Annotated in this window: 18 protein-coding genes; 10 read left to right on the top strand and 8 right to left on the bottom strand. The window is 59.4% G+C overall.

From position 1 onward, the window contains the following. Positions 1–9: 9 nt before the first annotated feature. Genes G5253_RS12920 through G5253_RS12910 form a run of 3 tightly spaced genes read right to left on the bottom strand, consistent with a single transcriptional unit; the run spans position 10 to position 2,598 of the window. A complete protein-coding gene (locus G5253_RS12920; protein WP_100653396.1) occupies positions 10–540 on the bottom strand; it encodes a hypothetical protein in 531 nt (176 codons plus the stop codon). Further along, positions 509–1,141 carry a TetR/AcrR family transcriptional regulator gene (locus G5253_RS12915; RefSeq protein ID WP_266135118.1) on the bottom strand — a complete coding sequence of 211 codons (633 nt, stop codon included), beginning with the start codon at positions 1,139–1,141 and terminating at the stop codon, positions 509–511. Before G5253_RS12915 ends, G5253_RS12920 begins: the two co-directional genes overlap by 32 nt. Positions 1,142–1,152: 11 nt before the next feature. Further along, on the bottom strand, positions 1,153–2,598 hold the full coding sequence (locus G5253_RS12910; protein WP_158109356.1) for a coniferyl aldehyde dehydrogenase: 1,446 nt from the start codon (positions 2,596–2,598) through the stop codon (positions 1,153–1,155). Between the two features lie 212 nt (positions 2,599–2,810). On the opposite strand from G5253_RS12910, the gene G5253_RS12905 reads away from it, so the two are divergent. The 3 genes from G5253_RS12905 to G5253_RS12895 all read left to right on the top strand — a co-directional run bounded on the left by G5253_RS12905 (position 2,811) and on the right by G5253_RS12895 (position 4,737). Beyond that, positions 2,811–3,104, top strand: a complete 294-nt coding sequence (locus tag G5253_RS12905; RefSeq protein ID WP_005337735.1) for a hypothetical protein — start codon at positions 2,811–2,813, stop codon at positions 3,102–3,104. Between the two features lie 223 nt (positions 3,105–3,327). Continuing rightward, positions 3,328–4,296, top strand: coding sequence for a nucleoside hydrolase (locus G5253_RS12900; protein ID WP_266135117.1), 969 nt, complete (start codon positions 3,328–3,330; stop codon positions 4,294–4,296). A 105-nt stretch (positions 4,297–4,401) separates the two neighbouring features. Beyond that, complete coding sequence (locus G5253_RS12895; RefSeq protein ID WP_199251909.1) at positions 4,402–4,737, top strand: DUF3634 family protein; 336 nt, start codon at positions 4,402–4,404, stop codon at positions 4,735–4,737. Positions 4,738–4,826: 89 nt separating this feature from the next. Here G5253_RS12895 and G5253_RS12890 read toward each other — a convergent pair whose 3' ends face one another. Beyond that, positions 4,827–6,032, bottom strand: coding sequence for a c-type cytochrome (locus G5253_RS12890; RefSeq protein ID WP_266135116.1), 1,206 nt, complete (start codon positions 6,030–6,032; stop codon positions 4,827–4,829). Further along, positions 6,029–7,954, bottom strand: a complete 1,926-nt coding sequence (locus G5253_RS12885; RefSeq protein WP_266135115.1) for an NAD(P)-binding protein — start codon at positions 7,952–7,954, stop codon at positions 6,029–6,031. The genes G5253_RS12890 and G5253_RS12885 overlap by 4 nt, the downstream gene beginning before the upstream one ends. A gap of 578 nt (positions 7,955–8,532) precedes the next feature. Between G5253_RS12885 and cyoA the strand changes: the two genes are divergently transcribed. The 7 genes from cyoA (at position 8,533) to G5253_RS12850 (ending at position 15,482) form a co-directional block, all read left to right on the top strand. Beyond that, a complete protein-coding gene (gene cyoA / locus G5253_RS12880; RefSeq protein ID WP_266135114.1) occupies positions 8,533–9,576 on the top strand; it encodes a cytochrome o ubiquinol oxidase subunit II in 1,044 nt (347 codons plus the stop codon). Positions 9,577–9,579: 3 nt separating this feature from the next. Continuing rightward, entirely contained in the window at positions 9,580–11,556 is a 1,977-nt protein-coding gene (gene cyoB, locus G5253_RS12875) for a cytochrome o ubiquinol oxidase subunit I (RefSeq protein ID WP_266135113.1), read from the top strand. 107 nt (positions 11,557–11,663) lie between these two features. Continuing rightward, a complete protein-coding gene (locus G5253_RS12870) occupies positions 11,664–12,278 on the top strand; it encodes a cytochrome o ubiquinol oxidase subunit III (RefSeq protein ID WP_266135112.1) in 615 nt (204 codons plus the stop codon). Continuing rightward, positions 12,279–12,608: a cytochrome o ubiquinol oxidase subunit IV gene (locus tag G5253_RS12865; protein ID WP_216953247.1), complete on the top strand. Its 330-nt coding sequence runs from the start codon at positions 12,279–12,281 to the stop codon at positions 12,606–12,608. 11 nt (positions 12,609–12,619) lie between these two features. Continuing rightward, the gene (cyoE, locus tag G5253_RS12860) at positions 12,620–13,516 is read left to right on the top strand and encodes a heme o synthase (RefSeq protein ID WP_216953248.1); all 897 of its coding nucleotides are present in this window, start codon (positions 12,620–12,622) and stop codon (positions 13,514–13,516) included. Positions 13,517–13,676: 160 nt separating this feature from the next. Next, complete coding sequence (locus G5253_RS12855; protein ID WP_266135111.1) at positions 13,677–15,047, top strand: MFS transporter; 1,371 nt, start codon at positions 13,677–13,679, stop codon at positions 15,045–15,047. A gap of 60 nt (positions 15,048–15,107) precedes the next feature. Continuing rightward, the gene (locus G5253_RS12850) at positions 15,108–15,482 is read left to right on the top strand and encodes a DUF805 domain-containing protein (RefSeq protein ID WP_266135110.1); all 375 of its coding nucleotides are present in this window, start codon (positions 15,108–15,110) and stop codon (positions 15,480–15,482) included. A gap of 81 nt (positions 15,483–15,563) precedes the next feature. Here G5253_RS12850 and G5253_RS12845 read toward each other — a convergent pair whose 3' ends face one another. From G5253_RS12845 to G5253_RS12835, 3 genes are all read right to left on the bottom strand, one after another. After that, positions 15,564–16,667 (bottom strand): ElyC/SanA/YdcF family protein, encoded by a 1,104-nt coding sequence (locus G5253_RS12845; protein WP_266135109.1) that lies wholly within the window; start codon positions 16,665–16,667, stop codon positions 15,564–15,566. A 323-nt stretch (positions 16,668–16,990) separates the two neighbouring features. Further along, complete coding sequence (locus tag G5253_RS12840) at positions 16,991–17,743, bottom strand: DNA/RNA non-specific endonuclease (RefSeq protein WP_266135108.1); 753 nt, start codon at positions 17,741–17,743, stop codon at positions 16,991–16,993. A gap of 233 nt (positions 17,744–17,976) precedes the next feature. Continuing rightward, a complete protein-coding gene (locus G5253_RS12835; protein ID WP_266135107.1) occupies positions 17,977–19,869 on the bottom strand; it encodes a PTS fructose transporter subunit EIIC in 1,893 nt (630 codons plus the stop codon). Positions 19,870–20,230 lie beyond the last annotated feature (361 nt).

Genomic DNA, 20,230 nt, shown 5'->3' with positions numbered 1-20,230 from the left:
CCTTGCGCGTTAGCCGGTCACCAGACCCAGATAGATGTTGCAGGCCCGGCCGATCTTGTTGGTCGGGGCGGGATAGTGGCGCAGCAGCGGCCGCGCGATAAAGGCGGGCAGGATCAGGGACTGCAACTGCTCAAGCCCCCGCACCAGATGCATGGCGACGGTCAGATCTCCTTCCACCAGCAGCCGGTTTTCGCCAAATGCCTGATTGACCCCGAGCCGAAAACTCAGGGCGCGAAAGGCGATATTGGGGTGTTTGAAGCGTACCCGCAGCGGATGGATGGTGGCATGAGGGGCGGCTGGCGCACCGGGATACCAGCGCCCACCCTGCTTGTGCATGTTCATGGCGTAGCCGATGCCGCCCACTTCGAGGCGGATTGCCAACCCGTCCGGCAACGGCGCCAATTCGCGGCGTACCGCCTCATCGGTGCGGGCGGCGCGGCAGAGGGTGCGACCCACCACCCAGAGCAGAGTGGTGATCCAGAGGCGGCGACCAAGGGCGGCCGCAGGTTCAAACGTCCATGTTGGTATGGAAAGGCGCATGAGGATTGGCTCCTGAGATGGCTGACCAGAAGAGGGCAAAGGCACTGGCTTGCCAGTAGTCGTCCTGTCCCAGCTCCGGTTGATCGACAAACAGTGATGCGCAGGCGAGGAACTGGCCCTGACACACCTCCAGCAACAGTGGTGCGGGAGCCTGCATCAGCTCGCCGCTGGCCTGCCCCTTTGCCAGCAGGGCAGGCAGAAAGCGCAGGGCATCGTTCAGGATCTGGCTGCGGGCCGGTCTGGCCAGCAGCGGAGAGTGAAAGAAGCCCAGCACGAATTTGAGCTCATTGGGATGCGCGAGCATCCACCCCATCGCCAGCTGCCAGTAGTGGCGGGTCTGGTCGTACAGCGACAGGGTGGGATCTGCTTCATGGATGGCGCTCCCCATCCGGGTTTTCACATCCTGATAGAGGGCGAGGATCAGCGCCTCCTTGCTCGGAAAGTGGTGGAACAGAGTGCCGTTGGCCACCCCGGCCGCCTTGGCGATGCGGGCGGTGGCGGCCCCCTGCAGGCCATCTTCGGCGCAGAGGGCGAGGGCGGCATCCAGGATCTGGCGGCGCTTGTCGGTCATGGTTTGTGGCTGCGGGATAGCCTGGTTCATGGTCATCTCCATCAGCGCAGGAAGAAGGCCATCATCAGCTTCTGGATCCAGCTGTGGTAGGGCGGATGGATCAGGGAGCCGGTGGTGAACTTGCCGCGGGTCAGCACGGTTTTCGCCTTGGAGAAGGTAAGAAACCCCTCGTGGCCGTGGTAGTGGCCCATGCCGGAGGCGCCGATGCCGCCAAACGGCACATCATCGGCAGCCACCTGAAACAGGCTCTCGTTGATCGCCATGCCGCCGGAGTGGGTCTCCCGGGTCACCCGTGCCTGCAACTCGGGATCGAAGCTCATCAGATAGAGGGCCAGCGGGCGGGGCCGTTCAGCCACATAGGCGAGCGCCTCCTCCAGGGTGTCGTAGGTAATGAGCGGCAGCAGCGGGCCAAAGATCTCCTGCTGCATCACCTGACACTGACTCGGCACCCCGGTCAGCAGGTGGGGCACCAGCAGGCGACGCTGGTCGTCGCGGGCCGGGTTGCCACAGGGGTGGAGCTGGGCACCCGCCTGCTCGGCTTCATCCAGCCAGCTGACGAGACGTTGATACTGGCGGTCGTTGATGATGGCGCCGTAGTCGGCGCTATTGAGCCCCTGCGGGTAGAGCTTGCTGAAGTGGCGGCGATAGGCGGCGATAAAGTTATCCACCTCGCTGCGGGGCAGCAGCACATAGTCGGGGGCGACGCAGATCTGGCCAGCGTTGAGGCTCTTGCCGAAGATCATCCGCTCGACCGCGGTGGCGACCGGCATGTCGGGGGCGATGAGACAAGGGCTCTTGCCGCCCAGCTCAAGGGTGAGGGGGGTGAGCTGGGGCGCGGCAGCGGCCATCACCAGCTTGCCCACCATGGTGGAGCCGGTAAAGAGCAGGTGATCGAACGGCAGTGAGCTGAACGCCGCCGCCATCTGGGCATCCCCCTCGATGATGGCGATCTCGTTTTCGTCAAATACGCTGGTGAGCATGGTGCGCAGCACGGCATTGGTATGGGGAGTGAACTCGGAGAGTTTCAGCATCGCCCGGTTGCCCGCCGCGATGGCGGTGATGAGGGGGCCAAGGCTCAGCATCACCGGAAAGTTCCACGGCACGATAATGCCGACCACCCCGAGCGGCTGGAAGTGCACCTCTACTTTGGCGGGCGCCAGCAGCAGGCCGGTGTGGCGGCGGTGAGGCTGCATCCAGCGCTTGAGCCGCTTCTGGGTGTAGTTGATCTGCATGATGCAGGGCAGCACATCGGCGATCAGGCTGTCGTAGTGGCTGCGCTGGCCATAATCTGCTGCCAGCGCCTTGCACAGCTGCCCTTTGTGGGCGAGCAGCGCATGCTTGAGTTTGGTCAGCTGCGCCCGGCGCTCGGCCAGGGTGGGCATGGGATGAGCCAGACTCGCCCGCTTGAGCCGTGCCAGCTGATCCGGCAGGGACAATTTGATGGCGAGGATATCCTCAGGAGTGTGTTGAAGCTGCGCCGCACCCATGTTGTTCTCCGCATGAATAATGACCGACTGATTAGTCGGTCTAAATCTAGCTGTTTGTTACCGGAATGTAAAGCTGGCAAGCTGTCTGCCGTTCACCACGAGCCAGACGCAAGAGAGAACTGTGTGTCTCCCCACACTTTTGTGGTTTGCTCGTTGGTGGCTTATCTAATAAGGGGTAGTTTTTGGCTATTAACCTACACGGAGAGAGCACTATGACCAGGGAACTGAACAGCTTGTTGGCCCGGCTTGAAGATGTGGTTGAGCGGATGCCGGATTGCTTCAACACCTACGAATTCGCCCAGAAGCTGGCACTGCAATATCAGCCGGAATTCTTTGCCGCGGGCCACTCTCTGGCCGAGCACGAGGGCAAGGTACTGCGGGTGCTGCACCAGAAGATAGCCGAAGCGCTGGCAGGCAGCGAGATGGTGATTGAAGGGGCTCTGCTCCCCTGTGTGACCCCCTGGGGAGAGAAATCCACCTCACCGCGCTGGCATCGCAAGCACTGAGGGGCGTAGTCAGGCAGATCGGTGCCAGACAGCAGATAACGAACAACGATAAAGAGCGCGGTGCTGGCAACAGGGTCGCGCCGTTTTTTGTGCAGATTGTCGCCAGCAGCGCCCCCGCTGCCGGGAGCAAAGGCTCGCTCTGTGATCCCATGCCGGGATATGGGGCCGTCAGCCGGGTAGACTCTCCCTTTTGTCGCAGGGTTTGTCACCGTAGGAATTTCTCATGACCCATAAAATCATTCTGGATACCGACCCGGGTATCGACGATGCCATGGCCATCCTGTTTGCCGAGGCCCACCCCGCCATCGAGCTGCTCGCCATCACCACAGTTTTTGGTAACGCCACCATCGACAATGGCACCCGCAATGCCCTCTGGCTCAAGCAGAAGTACGGCATGAAGGCGGATGTGGTCAAAGGCGCTGCCGCCCCGCTGCTGCGCGAGCCGGTCGGCCCCACCACCATAGTCCACGGCCCGAGCGGCTTTGGCGACATGGAGGCGGGGGAGGTGACCATAGCCCCGGATCCTCGCCCCGCCTGGCAATATATTGTCGAGGCGGTGAAAGCCGCGCCGGGGGAGATCACCCTCGTCACTATCGGCCCGCTCACCAATCTGGCGCTGGCGCTGCAACAGGCGCCCGAGATTGTCTCGCTGGTGAAACAGGTAGTGGTGATGGGGGGCGCGTTTGGCGTCAACGGCCATCGCGGCAACGTCACTCCCTATGCTGAGGCCAATATTCACGACGATCCCGATGCCGCCGATCGGGTCTTTACCGCCGACTGGCCGGTGGTGATCATCGGGCTGGACGTGACCCAGCAGAGCTTCTTCAGCAGCGCCTATCTTGATGAGCTCAAGGACAAGGCGGGAGAGCCGGGCCGTTTCCTGTGGGATGTGAGCCGCTTCTACCTGCGCTTCTACTCCGAGAAACTGGGGCTCTCCGGTTGCCACGTCCACGATCCGTCCGCCATCGCCTATGTGATTGATCCGACCCTCTTTACCCTGCGCGAGGGGCCGGTACGGGTTATCACCAGCGGTCCGGCCATCGGCCACACCCTGCAAAAGTTCGATGGCAAGCGCCACCCCCACGATGACTGGGCAGCCTATCGTCCGCAGCAGGTCGGGGTGGCGGTGCGTGATGAGGCGCTGCTCGCTCTCTATCGCGAGACGCTGGTGGGTTGGGGCAAGGATTGCTGAGCAAAGGGGCGCTATAGCGCTGAGGCGGGGCTGTGATCGGCGCCAAACAATCGGGGCGCATGGCCGCTTATACTGCCTGATATCAAGACCTTGGGAGGGATGAAGATGGCCTGGATTTCCTTGATCGTAGCGATTGTGCTGATCTGGTGGTTGATGAAGCTGGGGCGTGGCGCCCTGTTCGAGATCCGCCTTGCTCCCGGCAAGGTGGTGGTCAAGCAGGGCAAGGTCTCACCCGCTTTTATTGACCATGCCAAACAGATCCTGCGCCACGATACGGTACGCGGTCGCATTGTGGGGCAGCGCGATGGCGATGGTGTGAAGTTGATCTTCTCCCGCTCTATCCCCGAGCCGGTGGCCCAGCGGTTTCGCAATATCTTCCCCTATGGCGATTACCGCCAGCCAACGGCGCCACTGCCGGGGCCAAAATCCCGCAAGGGATAAGTACCGGAACCTGGTTCATCAATAGCAAACGGGCCTCCAGTGGAGGCCCGTTTTCTTATGACACTTGGTCAAGAGAGAGCTGACCGCCCTTACTCCTTGCCGTGCAGCTCGCGCTGGGCCTTGACCGCCGCCGCCTTGACGGCGGTGCCTTCATTGCCCCAGGAAGCGCGCAGGGTGTTGACCAGCTCGGCGAGCCGCTCGTCATCCATGGTCCAGCCATAGCCCGGCATGTGGTAACCCAGATGGTCGTGGGTGACCGGTGTTTCGGCGCCGTGCAGCAGCACATTGATCAGGCTCGACGGATCGCTCGCCAGCACGGTGCGGTTGTTGACCAGCGAGGGGATGACGTGGTCATTGCCCTGGCCGTTGACCCCGTGACAGGTGGAGCAGTACATGGCGTAGTCCGCCTTGCCGCTGGCACTGGCGTAGGCGCGGGCCCCTTTCTCCGCCACCGGTTCATCTTTCAGGTCGGTCAGATAGGTGGCGATGCTGGCCAGATCGGCGTCGCTGAAATACTGGCTGCTGTGAGTGATCACTTCCCCCATGGGGCCCGCGACCGCTTCATGCTGGCTGCGGCCGGTTTTCAGCAGGTCGATCAGCGCCTGCTTGCTGTAACGGCTGCCGCGAATATCGGGGGCATACCAGCCATCCAGCGCCGCACCGCTCAGGTAGACAGGGTCCGCCTCGGTCAGCGCTTTCTCCTGCATGCCAAGCCCGCGCGGAGTGTGGCAGCTGCCGCAGTGACCGGCACCCTGCACCAGATAGGCGCCACGGTTCCACTCTTCGCTTTTGCCTGCGACCGGGGTGAAGCGGCTGTCATCGTGGTAGACCCAGTTCCAGCCCATCAGCGGCCAGCGCATGTTGAGGGGCCAGGGGATGTCGCTCTCCTTGTTGGCGATGGCCAGCGGCTGCACCTCCTTCATCAGATAGTGATAGAGATCTTCGAGATCCTTATCGCTCATCTTGGCGTAGGCGGTGTAGGGCATGGCTGGATAGAGGCGATGGCCATCGCGGGCCACCCCTTCACGCATCACCTTGATGAACTCCGGCAGGCTGTAGTTGCCGATACCGTGTATCTTGTCGGGGGTAATGTTGGTGGCAAATACGGTACCGATGGGGGTCGGGAACCCTTTGCCGCCCGCCAGCGGCTTGCTGGTTTCGCTGGTGTGACAGGCAGCGCAATCGCCGAGCTTGGCCACGTATTCCCCCGCCGACATGGCGGGGGCTGCGTTGGCGGCAAGGGCGGGCAGGGCCAGCAGCAGGGCGCTGGCGGTCAGTGACAGGGCGCGGCTCATTGGGCACCTCCCTTGCTCATGGCTACCAGCTCGTTAACGGCGCGCCACGCTTCGTCGATGGCGGCGTGGGCGTAGGGGCTCCAGCCTGCATCCGAGTTGGCGATGGTGATGTTGCCGATCGGCTGGCGACCCAGTTCAATCCATTTTTCGCACTGCGCTTCGTCATCAAACAGGGTGTTGGTGACATAGGAGTAGCCGTGAGACCAGCGGTTGACCGTGATGGCGAGGATATCCTGCTCATGGTTGAAACCGGCGCTGCCGAGCATCCCCTGCAGCTGTTCGCGGATCATCTGTTCATGCTGCTCGAACGGCATGCCGAGGATCATGGCGCGCCCCTTGCGGGACTGTTCGCGGGCCGAGAGGCCGCTGCCCGGCAGGGTCGGGACATAGACCATGTGCAGGCACATCGGCTGATCCGGGCTTTTGGGATGCTCATAGCCACCCATGCTTACCGGATAGTCCAGCTTGACCCGGCTGTAGGGGGCGGCGGGGGAGTAGACCTCGTGTACCCCCAGCTTGACGAAGGCTTGCCAGTTCTTGATCACCACCTTGGTGTAGACCAGCGGCGCCTTGGCATTCTGGCGCAGCGCCTCCTTCTGGGGCTCCGGCATCTCGGGCACCATGTAGGGGATCATCATGTTGTAGCCAGCCATGATCGACTGCTTGGCCCGCACCCGGTGCAGTTTCCCCTCCTTGATGTAGGTGACATCCACCGCCTGCTTGCCATCGGCGAGGCGCACGTTTTTGGCCTGCAACGCCGTGCTGCCAAGGCGTAGTTGCACCTTGTGCTCAGGCAGGTCGAGTTTGCTGTAGTCAAACTTGGCCAGCACCACATCCTGCATGGTGTGACCCGGCGCCACCTGCGGAATGAGCTTGCGTACCATCAGGCGGGTGAGACCGGCGTTGCCATCGGGGAAGTGGAAGATGTAGGGATCGTCCAGCTCCGCCTGCTCCTCGGCATCCAGCGGCGTCAGATTGAGGCCGTCGAACCCCGGCAATGCGCAGAGGCGCGCATCGGCACAGGCGGTGGCGTCGATGCCGACCGCCTGGAAATCGTTGGTGCGCTGCTGGAAGTAAGTGATCGCCCGCTCGCTGAGACCCACTTTATCGCGCAGGAAGGTGGTGTAGCTGTTGCGAGTCACCCACTCATCCTGCTGCTCGCGGGTCATGCCGCTCAGGTAGTCGATCTTCGATTCGTGCAGGGCCAACAGGGCGGCCTTGTCGGCATCATCGAGGGGGAAGTCACCGATAAACTCTGCCAGCGGACGGCCGTTCAGGCGATCGCGCGGGATATCGTCCGCCACGTTGTGGCCCGGATCCCCGTTCACTATCTTGTTGACGCCAAAGTGCTTCTCGTCGAAATAGACGCCGCGGCTCAGCCCCAGATCCGGATAGAAGGTCTGCTGGAAACCGGCGGCCAGCTCGTCGATGTTGACCTCCAGCGCCTTGAGCAGACCGAGCGCCACCGGGCTGTAGACCGAACGCGGTGATTGCAGGGACTCACTGCCGCCGTAACCCAGACGCAGGCCATCGGGGGTGGTGAACTCGTTGCGCTTGGCGTGGCCGCCAAAGTCGTCATGGTTGTCGAGCAGCAGGATCTTTTTATCCGCGCCGAGCAGTTGCTGGTAGAAGCAGGCGGCGGCCAGACCGCTGATCCCGGCGCCGACGATCACCAGATCGTACTCTCCCTCTAGGGGAATATTGGCAAAATCATACTGCTTGCCGTCACGGGCGATGCTGTGGGCCGGTTCGAAGGAGCCCGGGTGGTTGCCGCGCAGCCCGGTGAGGGCGGGCGGGTAGGCCAGGGTTTTATCCGCCAGCGTGCTGCCGCCTTCGGCAGCCTTGAGCAGATTGATGGGAGCGACGCCTGCCGCAATGGTGATGGCAACGCCGTTGAGAAAATCTCTGCGTGTAATACTCATGGCAATACCTGCTGTATGAAAAATGGAAAAGTACAGAGTGGGGTAGCTGGCCAGCAGCAAGAGGACGCAACCTACCGCCATATTTTTATGGCGTCTATATGGGTTGATAATAACTTATTAAACAGATTGATCAAACGAGTATGGAGTGACATATCTGTTTGGGTTCGAATTGTTAAAAAACAATCCAGCTAAAAAATATCGTGCTGTGTTCTGTTCGTCGCGTTTAATTACGTAAATGATGATGAGTTCAAATTGTCGCAGATCATCAAAGTCGACAGGTGTTTATTATTCATGCTGGAGGATTGATTTTTCGTCATATATACCCATATGCTATGTAAGGTTAGTTGGCGAGATAATGCTCCCTGTCCAATTATAAATTGAGAAGAGAGTGTCATTGATTAATTATGGGGAAAGGCGCCATTAATAGTGATACGGATGCAAAATTAACATTTTTCACATGCTGAGGCCAAGTTTGGCACAATCTTAAGATTAATTTTCCATGTTGTTTACATGTTCCAGTTCTGATCACAATGTTGCCCGTTTTTACAACTTTAGCCTTGCGACCATAAGGACACTGCATGAGACCTTTTGAATTAAAGAGGGGCTTGGGTGCTTTGCTGTTGCTCGCATCGGCCAGCTTGCTGACCGGCTGCGACATGGCCTTGATGAATCCCAAAGGGCAGATTGGTCTGGAACAGAAATCACTGATATTAACCGCCTTGGGGCTGATGTTAATTGTGGTGATCCCTGTGATTATTATGGCGGTGGTCTTTGCTCGTAAATACCGGGCATCAAATACCAATGCCAAATATACTCCGGATTGGTCTCACTCCAATAAAATTGAGGCGGTTGTCTGGACCGTACCAGTTATTATCATCGTCATTCTGGCAACCATTACCTGGAAAACTTCCCACGAACTGGATCCCTACAAGCCGCTGGAGTCTATAGTGAAGCCGATCCAGATTGATGTTATTTCCCTCGACTGGAAATGGCTGTTTGTCTACCCAGAATTAGGGATTGCCTCGGTCAATGAATTAGCATTCCCGGTCAATACCCCCGTCAATTTCCGGGTGACTTCAGACACTGTCATGAACTCCTTCTTCATTCCCAAGCTGGGCGGGCAAATTTATGCTATGGCCGGTATGCAGACCAAGTTGCATCTCATTGCCAATGAAGCAGGCGCGTATGACGGTATCTCCAGCAGTTATAGCGGAGCCGGTTTCTCGGGCATGAAGTTCAAGGCGATTGCTACGCAGGATCAGGCCGGTTTTGATGCCTGGGTTGCCAAAGTCAAGGCCTCTCCCAAGATGCTGACCACCATGGATGAGTTCAATGCGCTGGCCAAGAAGAGCGAAAACCACCCGGTAGAGTATTTCTCAAGTGCCGATCCGGCCCTTTTCGTCAAGCTGATCAACAAGTTTATGGGTGACATGGGGCATGGCGAGCACAAGGGGATGACCCATAAAGCCCCCTCAGAGCATGGCGCCGCCATGAATCACGATGACATGGCACATATGCAGATGGACCATGCCGCTATGGCGCATGACGGGCAGAAGGAGCATGCCGGACATATGAACGCGCCGTTGGATAACAAGGCTGTGCAAGCAGGATCCGAGGAATAACCGATGTTTGGAAAATTAACACTCGATGCCATTCCGTTCCATGAACCCATCATCATGGTGACGGTAGCCGGTATCATTTTGGGGGGGCTGGCCGTTGCCGGCCTGATCACCTATTTCGGCAAGTGGCAATATCTGTGGAAAGAGTGGCTTACCTCGGTCGACCACAAGCGTCTTGGGGTCATGTATCTGATCCTGGGTATGGTCATGATGCTGCGCGGCTTCGCCGACGCTGTGATGATGCGTACCCAGCAGGTGATGGCTTCGGCTGGTGGTGACGGCATTTTACCGCCCCACCACTACGACCAGATCTTCACCGCCCACGGGGTCATCATGATCTTCTTCGTGGCGATGCCACTGGTGATCGGTCTGATGAATATCGTCGTGCCGCTCCAGATCGGTGCCCGTGATGTGGCTTTTCCCTTCCTCAACAACATCAGCTTCTGGTTCACCGCCGCTGCCGTGGTGTTGATCAACATCTCCCTCGGGGTCGGTGAATTCGCCCAGACCGGCTGGCTGGCCTATCCGCCCCTCTCTGGGCTGGAGTACAGCCCGGGGGTCGGGGTTGATTACTGGATCTGGAGTCTGCAGATATCGGGTCTGGGCACCTTGCTGACTGGCGTCAACTTCTTCGCTACCATCATCAAGATGCGCGCTCCTGGCATGACCATGATGCGTCTGCCGGTGTTCACCTGGACGGCTTTGTGCTCCAACGTGCTGATCATCGCCTCCTTCCCGATCCTGACCGTTACCATCGCCCTGCTCACCGCAGACCGCTATCTGGGTACCCATTTCTTTACCAATGACATGGGTGGCAACATGATGATGTACATCAACCTGATCTGGGCCTGGGGCCACCCCGAGGTTTATATCCTGGTGTTGCCGGTATTCGGGATCTTCTCCGAAGTAGTGGCCACCTTCAGCAAGAAGCGGTTGTTCGGCTACACCTCGCTGGTATGGGCGACCATTGCCATTACCGTGCTCTCCTTCATTGTCTGGTTGCACCACTTCTTCACCATGGGCTCGGGCGCAAACGTGAATGCCTTCTTCGGCATTACCACCATGATCATCTCCATCCCGACCGGGGTGAAGATCTTCAACTGGTTGTTCACCATGTACCGTGGTCGCATCGAGTTCACCTCACCCATGCTGTGGACCGTCGGTTTCATCATCACCTTCACCATAGGTGGCATGACAGGGGTACTGCTCTCGGTGCCGGCGGCCAACTTCGTGTTGCACAACAGCCTGTTCCTCATCGCTCACTTCCATAACGTCATCATTGGTGCCGTGGTATTTGGCTGCTTTGCCGGTATCACCTACTGGTTCCCCAAGGCGTTCGGCTTCACCCTGAACGAAACCTGGGGCAAGCGTGCTTTCTGGTGCTGGATTATCGGCTTCTTTGTTGCCTTCATGCCGCTTTACGTACTGGGTTTCATGGGGATGACCCGTCGCATCAGCCAACAGCTGGATCCGGCCTTCCACCCCTGGCTGGTGGTAGCCGCCTGTGGTGCCGGCCTGATTGCCCTTGGTGTCTTGTGCCAGGTGATCCAGCTGGTGGTCAGCATCCGTGACCGCGAGCAGAACCGTGATGTGAGTGGTGACCCCTGGGGTGGCCGGACGCTGGAGTGGGCGACCTCTTCACCGCCGCCCTTCTACAACTTCGCCATCGAGCCGAAGATCACCGGTCTGGATGCCTTCTGGGAGGCCAAGCAAAACGGTTCAGCCTATCAGCAGCCCAAGCAGTATGCGCCGATTCACATGCCCAAGAACACCGGGGCAGGGGTGATCATCGCGGGCTTCAGCGCCATCTTTGGCTTTGCCATGATCTGGCATATCTGGTGGATGGCCATCCTTGCCTTTGCCGCCATGATTGGCAGCTGGGTCATCCACAGCTTCAACGATGACGTGGACTACTACGTCCAGGTTGACGAGATCACGCGCATCGAAGATCAGCATTTTGCCAACATCAACAAGGGGGCTTAGTGCTATGACCACTGGCGTTTCATATCACATTCACGTCTACGGTGCCCGGAGGGTATGGGCACCCGAAGGTCAGCATTTTGCCAACATTAACAAGGGGGCGTGACGCTATGGCGACCGACGTTCTACATCACACTCACGAGAGTGCCCATGACCATGGGCACCATGATGCCGGTGCCAACAAGGTGTTTGGTTTCTGGATCTACCTGATGAGTGACTGCATTCTGTTTGCATGTCTGTTTGCAACCTATGCGGTCCTGGTCAACGGCACTGCCGGCGGTCCGAGCGGCAAGGATATCTTCGAACTGCCGTTCGTATTTGCCGAAACCATGCTGCTGCTGTTGAGCTCCATCACCTTCGGTTTTGCCATGTTGGCGATGAACAAGAACCGGGTGTCTACCGTCAATGGCTGGTTGCTGGTGACCTTTGTGCTGGGTGCCGGTTTTATCGCGATGGAGATCTACGAGTTCCATCACCTGATCGCAGAAGGTTACGGCCCGGATCGCAGCGCCTTCCTCTCCGCCTTCTTCACCCTGGTCGGTACCCACGGTATCCACGTCACCAGCGGCCTTATCTGGATCATCGTGATGATGGTGCTGGTGGCCAAGAAGGGGCTGACCGATCGCAACCGCTCCCGCCTGATGTGCCTGAGCCTGTTCTGGCACTTCCTCGACGTGGTGTGGATCTGCGTCTTTACCGTGGTCTATCTGATGGGGGCAATGTAAATGAGTCATTCCGTTGATAATCACGGCGCCAGCCACGGCAGCGCCAAGAGCTACCTGATCGGCTTCGTGCTGTCACTGATCCTGACTGCCGTACCGTTCTGGATGGTGATAGACGGCTCCGCCTCCCACACCACCGTGCTGGCCACCGTGGTTGGCATGGCGGTGGTGCAGATCTTTGTCCATCTGGTCTACTTCCTGCACATGAACACCTCGTCCGAGGAGCGCTGGAACCTGGTGGCACTGGTCTTTACCGTGCTCATCATTGCCATCGTGGTCGTGGGTTCCCTGTGGATCATGTACAACCTCAACATCAACATGATGGTCCACTGAGCAGGCTGGCAATGATGAAGCAATACCTGCAAGTGACCAAGCCGGGCATCATCTTCGGCAACCTCATCTCGGTGATCGGGGGATTTCTGCTGGCTTCAAAAGGAAGCCTGGACCTGCCCCTGTTCATGCTGACCATGGTGGGTGTTTCGCTGGTGGTGGCCTCCGGTTGCGTGTTCAACAACTACATCGACCGGGATATCGACTGCATCATGGAGCGCACTAAGAACCGTGCTCTGGTGAAGGGGCTGATCGCCCCCGGCGTATCGCTCTGGTATGCCACCGCGCTTGGCATGGCGGGCATTGCACTGCTCTATTGGGCGGCCAATCCGTTGGCTGCTCTGCTGGCGGTGCTGGGCTTCATTGTCTATGTGGGGGTCTACAGCCTCTACATGAAGCGTCACTCGGTCTACGGCACCCTGGTGGGCAGCCTCTCCGGCGCCGCGCCGCCGGTCATCGGCTACTGTGCGGTGAGCGGTCAGTTCGACTCGGGGGCCTTGATCCTGCTGGCGATCTTCAGCCTGTGGCAGATGCCGCACTCCTATGCGATCGCCATTTTCCGCTTCAAGGATTATCAGGCGGCCAACATTCCGGTGTTGCCGGTGGTGAAGGGAATTTCGGTGGCCAAGCACCACATTACCCTCTACATCCTGGCCTTTATGGTGCCGACCCTGATGCTGTTCCTCGGCGGTTACGCCGGCTACAAGTATCTGGTGGTGGCCACTGCGGTGAGTGTCTGGTGGCTGGGGATGGCGCTGTCGGGTTACAAACAGCTGGTTGATGATGCTCTCTGGGCGCGCAAGCTGTTTATGTTTTCCATCGTCACCATTACCTGTCTGAGTGTCATGATGTCGGTAGACTTCCAGCCAGAGGCCGAGCCTGTGGCGCTGGTGAGCATGTTGCTCCGATAGTGTGCGTTGCTTCCGATTGCATGAGATCCAGAGCCGGGAACCTCCCCGGCTCTGTTATTATGGGGCCGCCCATCGGGTACTTTTCCCCTCTGTCGGGTGTGGCATGGCGCGTGTCGGCCACCCCTTGAGTCTTCCTTTTCCCTGACCTATCGAGGCCATCATGAATGATTTCACCATGACGAGGGGCGAGCGCCGTGCCACCTGGGCGCTCGGCTCCGTCTTCTCGTTGCGCATGCTCGGCATGTTTATGGTGCTGCCGGTGCTGACCACCTACGGCATGTCGCTGGCGGGGGCCTCCGAAGCGCTCATCGGCCTGGCCATCGGCATCTACGGCATGACCCAGGCGCTGTTCCAGATCCCGTTCGGTCTGCTCTCCGACAAGGTGGGCCGCAAGCCCCTCATCGTCGGCGGCCTGCTGATGTTTGCCCTCGGCAGCGTGATCGCGGCGCTGACCCACTCCATCTGGGGCGTCATCGCCGGCCGCGCCCTGCAGGGCAGCGGCGCCATCTCGGCCGCCGTGATGGCGCTCTTGTCGGATCTCACCCGCGAGCAGAACCGCACCAAGGCGATGGCCTTCATCGGGGTGAGCTTTGGCATCACCTTCGCCATCGCCATGGTGACCGGCCCCCTCATCACTCATGCGCTGGGACTCTCCGGCCTGTTCTGGCTCATCGCCCTGCTGGCGCTGGGGGGCATTGCCGTCACCCTCTGGCTGGTGCCGACACCGACAACTCATCTGCTCAATCGCGAGTCCGGCATGGTCAGGGGCGGGATGCGCACTGTGCTGACCAATCCGCGCCTGCTCAAACTCAATCTCGGCATTTTGTGCGTGCATACCCTGTTGATGTCGAGCTTCGTGGCGTTGCCGCCGCTGCTGGAGCAAGCGGGTCTGCCTCGGGACAGCCAGTGGCAGGCTTATCTGGTCACCATGCTGATTGCCTTCGTCAGCGTTGTACCCTTCATCATCTATGCCGAGACGCGCAGAAAGATGAAGTTGGTGTTCCAGATCTGCGTGCTGGTGATGCTCAGCGCCGAAGTGGTGCTGTGGCAGGCTGGCCTGCAGCTGTGGGGCCTGCTCGCCGGCCTGCAGCTCTTCTTCATCGGCTTCAACGTGATGGAGGCGTTGCTGCCATCCCTGATCAGCAAGGAGTCGCCACCGGGTTACAAGGGTACGGCCATGGGGATCTACTCCACCAGCCAGTTTATCGGAGTGGCTATCGGTGGCAGCCTGGGGGGCCTGCTCTACAGTCTGGGTGGTGGCGCCCTGGTGTTTGGCGGCTGCTCTGCGCTGGCCCTTGTCTGGCTCGGGGTCAGCCTCACCATGCAGGAGCCCCCCTATGTGAGCAGTCTGCGCATCCTGTTACCGGAAGGGGTGGAGGCGAGCCCTGCACTGGAGCAGAAACTCCGAGCCTGCGACGGGGTGAACGATGTACTGCTGGCACGGAAGGAACGTTCGCTCTATGTGAAGGTGGACAGCAAGCGGGTCAGTCGCCAGGATCTGGAGCTGCTGGTGATCGACGCCGGACACTGATCGCGCTAAGCTCGGTTCGGATCTGCAACTACTTGTTTTTGAAAACAGTCTGGAGGCGCAATGAACTGGTATATCTCGGTCCTCAAGCAATATGCGGTATTCAGCGGGCGGGCCCGTCGCACCGAATACTGGATGTTCGTGCTGTGCAACGTCATCGTCATGCTGCTGCTCGGCATGGTGGACAAGCTGATTGGCGGCGACAAGGAGTTCATCAGTGGCATCTACTCGCTGGCCGTGCTGCTGCCATCGCTGGCGGTGGCGGCCCGTCGCCTGCACGATACCGATCGCAGCGCTTGGTGGCTGCTGCTCGGGCTTATCCCCATTATCGGCACCCTGGTGCTTATCTACTTTATGGTCTGCAATGGCCAGCAGGGGCCAAACCGCTTCGGCGATGATCCCAAAGCGGCCCCCTCACAGGGCTTTATCGTCAGCTAACGAGCGAGGCTTGGCCAATCATCGGTCAATAAAAGAGAGGGAGGCATCACGCCTCCCTCTCTTTTTCGTTTTGATGGCCGATCAACGCTCAATCAGCGGGGCGGAGCGGTAGCTCCACATGCCGTAGGTGCGCAGGGCGTCGCGGTAGATGCCGAGCAGCTCGCTCTCGCTCGGGGTGGCCAGCTCCTCGAGGGGCTTGTCGGGGTAGCTGACGCTCGCCACCTTGATGTTGGCCGGGCCAATCTGGTCGCAGGCGATTTCCAGCACCGTTTGACCGCGGCGTACATGGCTGGCGGAGCTTACCAGCACCGCATAGTCAATCTGGTGGCGGGCGAGGGCATAGGCGCTGTAGAGGGCGTTATCCACCGTGCTGGTGGCGTAGTTCTCTTCAATCAGGCGGCTGCGATCGATGCCGTGGTTGGCCAGCCAGTCGGCCATCAGCTTGCCCTCGGTCTGGCGGTTCTGGGGCATGCCTCCAGTCAGGATGATCAGCGCTTCCGGGTCGGCTTTGGCCAGCTCAAGGGTGGTTTGCAGACGGCCCAGCAGGATCTTGTCCATGCTGCCGTCGGGATTGAGGGCGTAGCCCAGAGTGACGATGGCGCGTTTGCCCTCCCTGCTGGCCTTGACCTGATCCTCGGTTAGTTCGGTCTGCAGCGGGGCGGCGGTGATCCGCTGCACCCGGGCGATGATCTCCTCCAGATCGGCAGCGCGGCCACTGTTGCGATCCGCCACTTTCGCCAGATAGCTGCGGGAAGCCTCCTTGTTACCCTTCACCAGCTGCCAGATGGCGAGATAGCTGTTGATGTCGAGATCATCGGGGGCGACGGCCTGCGCCTGCTCCAGCAAGGTGATGGCGCGGCTCAGGTTGCCGTTGTAGATCTGGGCGTTGGCCGCCGAGATGAGCAGGTCGGTGCGGTAGGGTTCAAGCTGGTAGGCGGCCAGCAGCCGCTCGGTCACCAGCTCCATATTGCTCGGCATCTTGGCGGTAAAACCGGCGTGGGAGATCTTGGCTGGCGACTTGTAGATCTGCAGCGCTTCGCCGAGCAACATGTCCACCGCCTGGCGTTTGCTGACCAGGGTATTGAGGTCGTGCTCCATCTGCATCGAGCTCTCGGCCGCTTGCAGGGCGAGGGGCGAGAGCGCCAGCAGGCCGCCGAGGGTGAGGGCAAGAAGGGTCTGTTTCATCAAAAGGTCCTCTGTCGGGCTGAATTGCGCCGTGGTGCGCCAGCGTGTGGGCCGATGGGATAAGGCAAATATGCGTCAATTCAGTCTGTTAGTGCCAAAGAGAGGGCAATATACCAGTTAACGGTGCGGCAAACTGTGAGTCGGGGCGGGTCGTCGGGTGATGCCACTCCTGTGGCCGCAAAAGTGGCCGCAACGGGTCAGCTGCCATCTGAAAAGGGACAGGGAGAGCGTGACTCCCCCTGCTGGGAGGGGCGTTGGCCCCTCCCTCTATCGCGATGCAAGAGAGATGGGGTGTCAATCCATCTGTTGGCGAGTGTTCGCAGTCAGTTCCACATCGGGGAGATGCGGGCTTCCAGCGTCTCTTGCTGCTCTTCGGGCATATCGCTGAAGAAGTTGAGCTGGGTCTGCTCCTCCACCTCACGTACCGAGACCCGGTAGTCGGCGATCTGGCTGATGGGCACCTCTTCCTGCGGCATGATAAAGGCGATGGCCTGCAGTCTGGCCGGGTCCATCACGATCTTGTAGTAGGCGCTCGGGATCGCCACACCCTGACCGATGGACTCTTCAGAGCCCGTAAAGATGGGGCCGGTGATCACCTGCACATCCTTGCGGGAGACCGCCCACTTGTTCACCTTGTCCTCCAGCACGCGCCACGCCTTCTGGTTGAGCACCCCGATCTGCGGTGTCATGTTGCTCAGCAGGAAGCTCTCTTTCATGGTGTTCTTGTTCGATTTCATGTCCCCCGCCGGGGCCTGATGGCCACGGTCGTAGCCCGAGCCCTTGTAGTCGGAGAGGGTGGCGCGGTAGGCAACCGGGATCTCCCTGTCCTCGGCGAAGGCATCCTTGCGGGGCACTGTGCCCTGTGCGCTCTGGGCGGTCATCCAGTAGGAGACCCAGTCCGCCACCTTGTAGTCGTAGTTGTAGCCGACCGCATACCCTTCACGGCAGAGCTTCTGATCCGATTCGGAGGGCAGACCAAAGCGCACGTGGTCGCCACACGTCCAGTGGGCTGCCAGCAAGGGGGTGGCAGTGAGGGTGAGGGTAACAGCCAGAACCAATTTATTGATTTTTATCATTTTTGTGATGCTCCAGTTTAGTAGGCGGAGCCATTTGACATGAGATCTGACCAGCGCTTCAATTGCTGTTTTTTTACACGTCACCGTTCTGTGACGGCTCGCCAAGATCCGTGATGTGACTGGTTAATATGTTTTAAATCAGTGGCTTGGTCGGTGGGATGATATGCGGTTGCTCGGCATGCAATGAAAAGGGGCCCGTGATGGGCCCCTTGTACTGGTTGGTCTGACTGCTATCAGGCGGCATTTGCCTTGTTGCCCTGAGTGCGGGCCAGCAGTGCTTCCGGATTGTGGATCGCCTCCTTGGTCTTCACGTCGATGACTTCGATATCGGTGAAGCGTTCACGGTATTTGATGGCCACATCGTGGGCGAAGATGACGCAGCGGGCGTTGGCGACATCCTTGGCGGTGATGCGGTTGATGATGCCGTTGGCGCCCTGGGTCTCGACCTTGATCTTGATCCCCTGCTTGGCGGCGGCCTTCTGCAGGCTCTTGGCGGCCAGGAAGGTATGGGCAACGCCAGACGGGCAAGCAGTGATGGCCAGTACGTCTGCTTCCCCTTCCGCTTCAATGACTTCGAAGCTGGTTTGGGTGGCGGTCACGTCATCTTCTTCGCTCACCGGCTTCTTCAGCAGGTTGACGATGATGGCGGTGGTCAGGGCGCCGAGGATGGTACCCAGGATGTAGCCCATCTTGCCTTCCACCACCGGCAGGACAATCCAGCCACCCCAGGGGGCGTGGTTGATACTGTGCATCATAAAGCCGGTGATGTTGCCGACGATACCGCCTGCGACGATGGCTGGGATGACACGCATGGGGTCCGCGGCGGCAAACGGGATTGCACCTTCGCTGATACCGATCATGCCCATGATGGCGGCCGCTTTGCCGGATTCACGCTCCTCTTTCTTGTAACGCTTCGGAGACATCAGGGTAGCCAGTGCCATACCGAGCGGCGGCACACAGATGGCGATGCCGACGCCGCCCATCAGCCAGGGCTGGGTGTTGACCTGAGTCTGGGCAAACAGGGTAGCAACCTTGTTGACCGGGCCGCCCATATCGAAGGCGGTCATACCACCCAGAATGGCACCCAGCATCACTTTACCTGAGCCCGCCATGCTGGAGAGCCAGTGGTTCATCCCTTCCATCATGGCGGCGATCGGGGCACCGATCCCCCACATCACGATGCCGCACACCAGAAAGGTACCGATCAGCGGATAGATGAAGATGGAACCGAGGGAGGTCATGGAGTCAGGCAGCTTGATCCGTTTGAGCTGATTGACCACGAAACCGGCGATAAAGCCCACCAGAATGGCGCCGAGGAAACCGGTTTGATAGTGCTGAACGGCAATCCAGGAGCCGATCATGCCCGGGGCCAGGCCCGGCTTGTCAGCCAGCGAGTAGGCGATATAGCCACCCAGCACGGCGGTAAACAGGGTCAGACCGGCGATCCCCATGGTTGCCATGTCTTTGAGGAAGCCCGCTTCCGGCACGGCGCCCTTGCCGCTCATCATCACCGACAGTGACAGCAGCACACCGCCCGCCACGATGAAAGGGATCATGTGGGAAGTACCAAACAGCAGGTGCTGCTTCATGGTATTGAGGCGATCCTTGAAGGTGCGCTCTTCGGGTTCAGCCGGTGCAGTGGCAGCCGGTTTGGCGGCTGGGGCCGGTTTTTGCACTTTCGGGCCTTGCTTGAGCAGGGTCAGCGCTTGCTCGACGGTGGTGGCGGCTTTCATCTGCTCGATAAAGCCCGGTTCCAGCAGACGGGTGGAGAGCTCGGCCAGCACTTCGATGTGGTGGTTGGCGCCGCCATCCGGGGAGGCGATCATGAAGATAAGCTGGGTCGGTTTGCCATCTTCGGCGCCGTACTCGATACCCTGACGGCTGACACCGATGGCTATGGCCGGACGGCTGACCGCCTTGCTCTTGGCGTGGGGCAGGGCGACACCCTGCTCGAAGCCGGTGCAGTCCAGCTGCTCGCGGGCCCAGATATCCTTGACGAATTGCTGTTGATCAGACACGGCGCCATCGCGCGCCAGCATCTGTGCCATCTCGTCGAACAGAGCCTCCTTGCTGGTGGCCTTCAACTCCAGGCAGATGAGTCTGCCGTTGGTCATGGTGGGTAACATCTCACTCTCCTTCCCTGTAAGGGCTAAGTCATGCGTTGCGAATTGGGCTCATTATTGCCCTCACGGGTAGGGTTGGACAGGCGATGAATGTAGCAATAACTGGATTTTTGTTGCATGGTTTTGCTGGTGTGATCCAGCTCGCAAAGTGTTGATCTTTAACTCAATAGTGGTTTTTGTTTAATTAATGGCAGGATGTGACAGCGGTCAAGGTATGACAGAAAAACCCTTGTAATGGGATTTACAGCCATTTTTTGCGGTTTATTGCCCGATTTAAGGCATATTTGAGAAAAACGGCTTAATGGCTGAACCTGGGTTTCCCACTGGAAAATAAAATGGCCCAGCGCTGATTGGATTTTATCAA

Origin of the sequence: Aeromonas sp. 602658 (assembly GCF_049173005.1) — a bacterium.
Lineage (GTDB): Bacteria > Pseudomonadota > Gammaproteobacteria > Enterobacterales > Aeromonadaceae > Aeromonas > Aeromonas veronii_A.
This window is presented reverse-complemented; position numbering and strand designations above follow the sequence as displayed.

Bases quoted from the DNA above. Each gene is read 5' to 3' on its own strand.
- G5253_RS12910 (WP_158109356.1), bottom strand. From the start codon at position 2,598: ATGGGTGCGGCGCAGCTTCAACACACTCCTGAGGATATCCTCGCCATC.
- G5253_RS12905 (WP_005337735.1), top strand. From the start codon at position 2,811: ATGACCAGGGAACTGAACAGCTTGTTGGCCCGGCTTGAAGATGTGGTT.
- G5253_RS12895 (WP_199251909.1), top strand. From the start codon at position 4,402: ATGGCCTGGATTTCCTTGATCGTAGCGATTGTGCTGATCTGGTGGTTG.
- G5253_RS12840 (WP_266135108.1), bottom strand. From the start codon at position 17,743: ATGATAAAAATCAATAAATTGGTTCTGGCTGTTACCCTCACCCTCACT.
- cyoB (WP_266135113.1), top strand. From the start codon at position 9,580: ATGTTTGGAAAATTAACACTCGATGCCATTCCGTTCCATGAACCCATC.
- G5253_RS12915 (WP_266135118.1), bottom strand. From the start codon at position 1,141: ATGAACCAGGCTATCCCGCAGCCACAAACCATGACCGACAAGCGCCGC.
- G5253_RS12920 (WP_100653396.1), bottom strand. From the start codon at position 540: ATGCGCCTTTCCATACCAACATGGACGTTTGAACCTGCGGCCGCCCTT.
- G5253_RS12870 (WP_266135112.1), top strand. From the start codon at position 11,664: ATGGCGACCGACGTTCTACATCACACTCACGAGAGTGCCCATGACCAT.
- G5253_RS12900 (WP_266135117.1), top strand. From the start codon at position 3,328: ATGACCCATAAAATCATTCTGGATACCGACCCGGGTATCGACGATGCC.
- cyoE (WP_216953248.1), top strand. From the start codon at position 12,620: ATGATGAAGCAATACCTGCAAGTGACCAAGCCGGGCATCATCTTCGGC.
- G5253_RS12890 (WP_266135116.1), bottom strand. From the start codon at position 6,032: ATGAGCCGCGCCCTGTCACTGACCGCCAGCGCCCTGCTGCTGGCCCTG.
- G5253_RS12885 (WP_266135115.1), bottom strand. From the start codon at position 7,954: ATGAGTATTACACGCAGAGATTTTCTCAACGGCGTTGCCATCACCATT.
- G5253_RS12850 (WP_266135110.1), top strand. From the start codon at position 15,108: ATGAACTGGTATATCTCGGTCCTCAAGCAATATGCGGTATTCAGCGGG.
- G5253_RS12855 (WP_266135111.1), top strand. From the start codon at position 13,677: ATGAATGATTTCACCATGACGAGGGGCGAGCGCCGTGCCACCTGGGCG.
- G5253_RS12865 (WP_216953247.1), top strand. From the start codon at position 12,279: ATGAGTCATTCCGTTGATAATCACGGCGCCAGCCACGGCAGCGCCAAG.
- G5253_RS12845 (WP_266135109.1), bottom strand. From the start codon at position 16,667: ATGAAACAGACCCTTCTTGCCCTCACCCTCGGCGGCCTGCTGGCGCTC.
- cyoA (WP_266135114.1), top strand. From the start codon at position 8,533: ATGAGACCTTTTGAATTAAAGAGGGGCTTGGGTGCTTTGCTGTTGCTC.
- G5253_RS12835 (WP_266135107.1), bottom strand. From the start codon at position 19,869: ATGTTACCCACCATGACCAACGGCAGACTCATCTGCCTGGAGTTGAAG.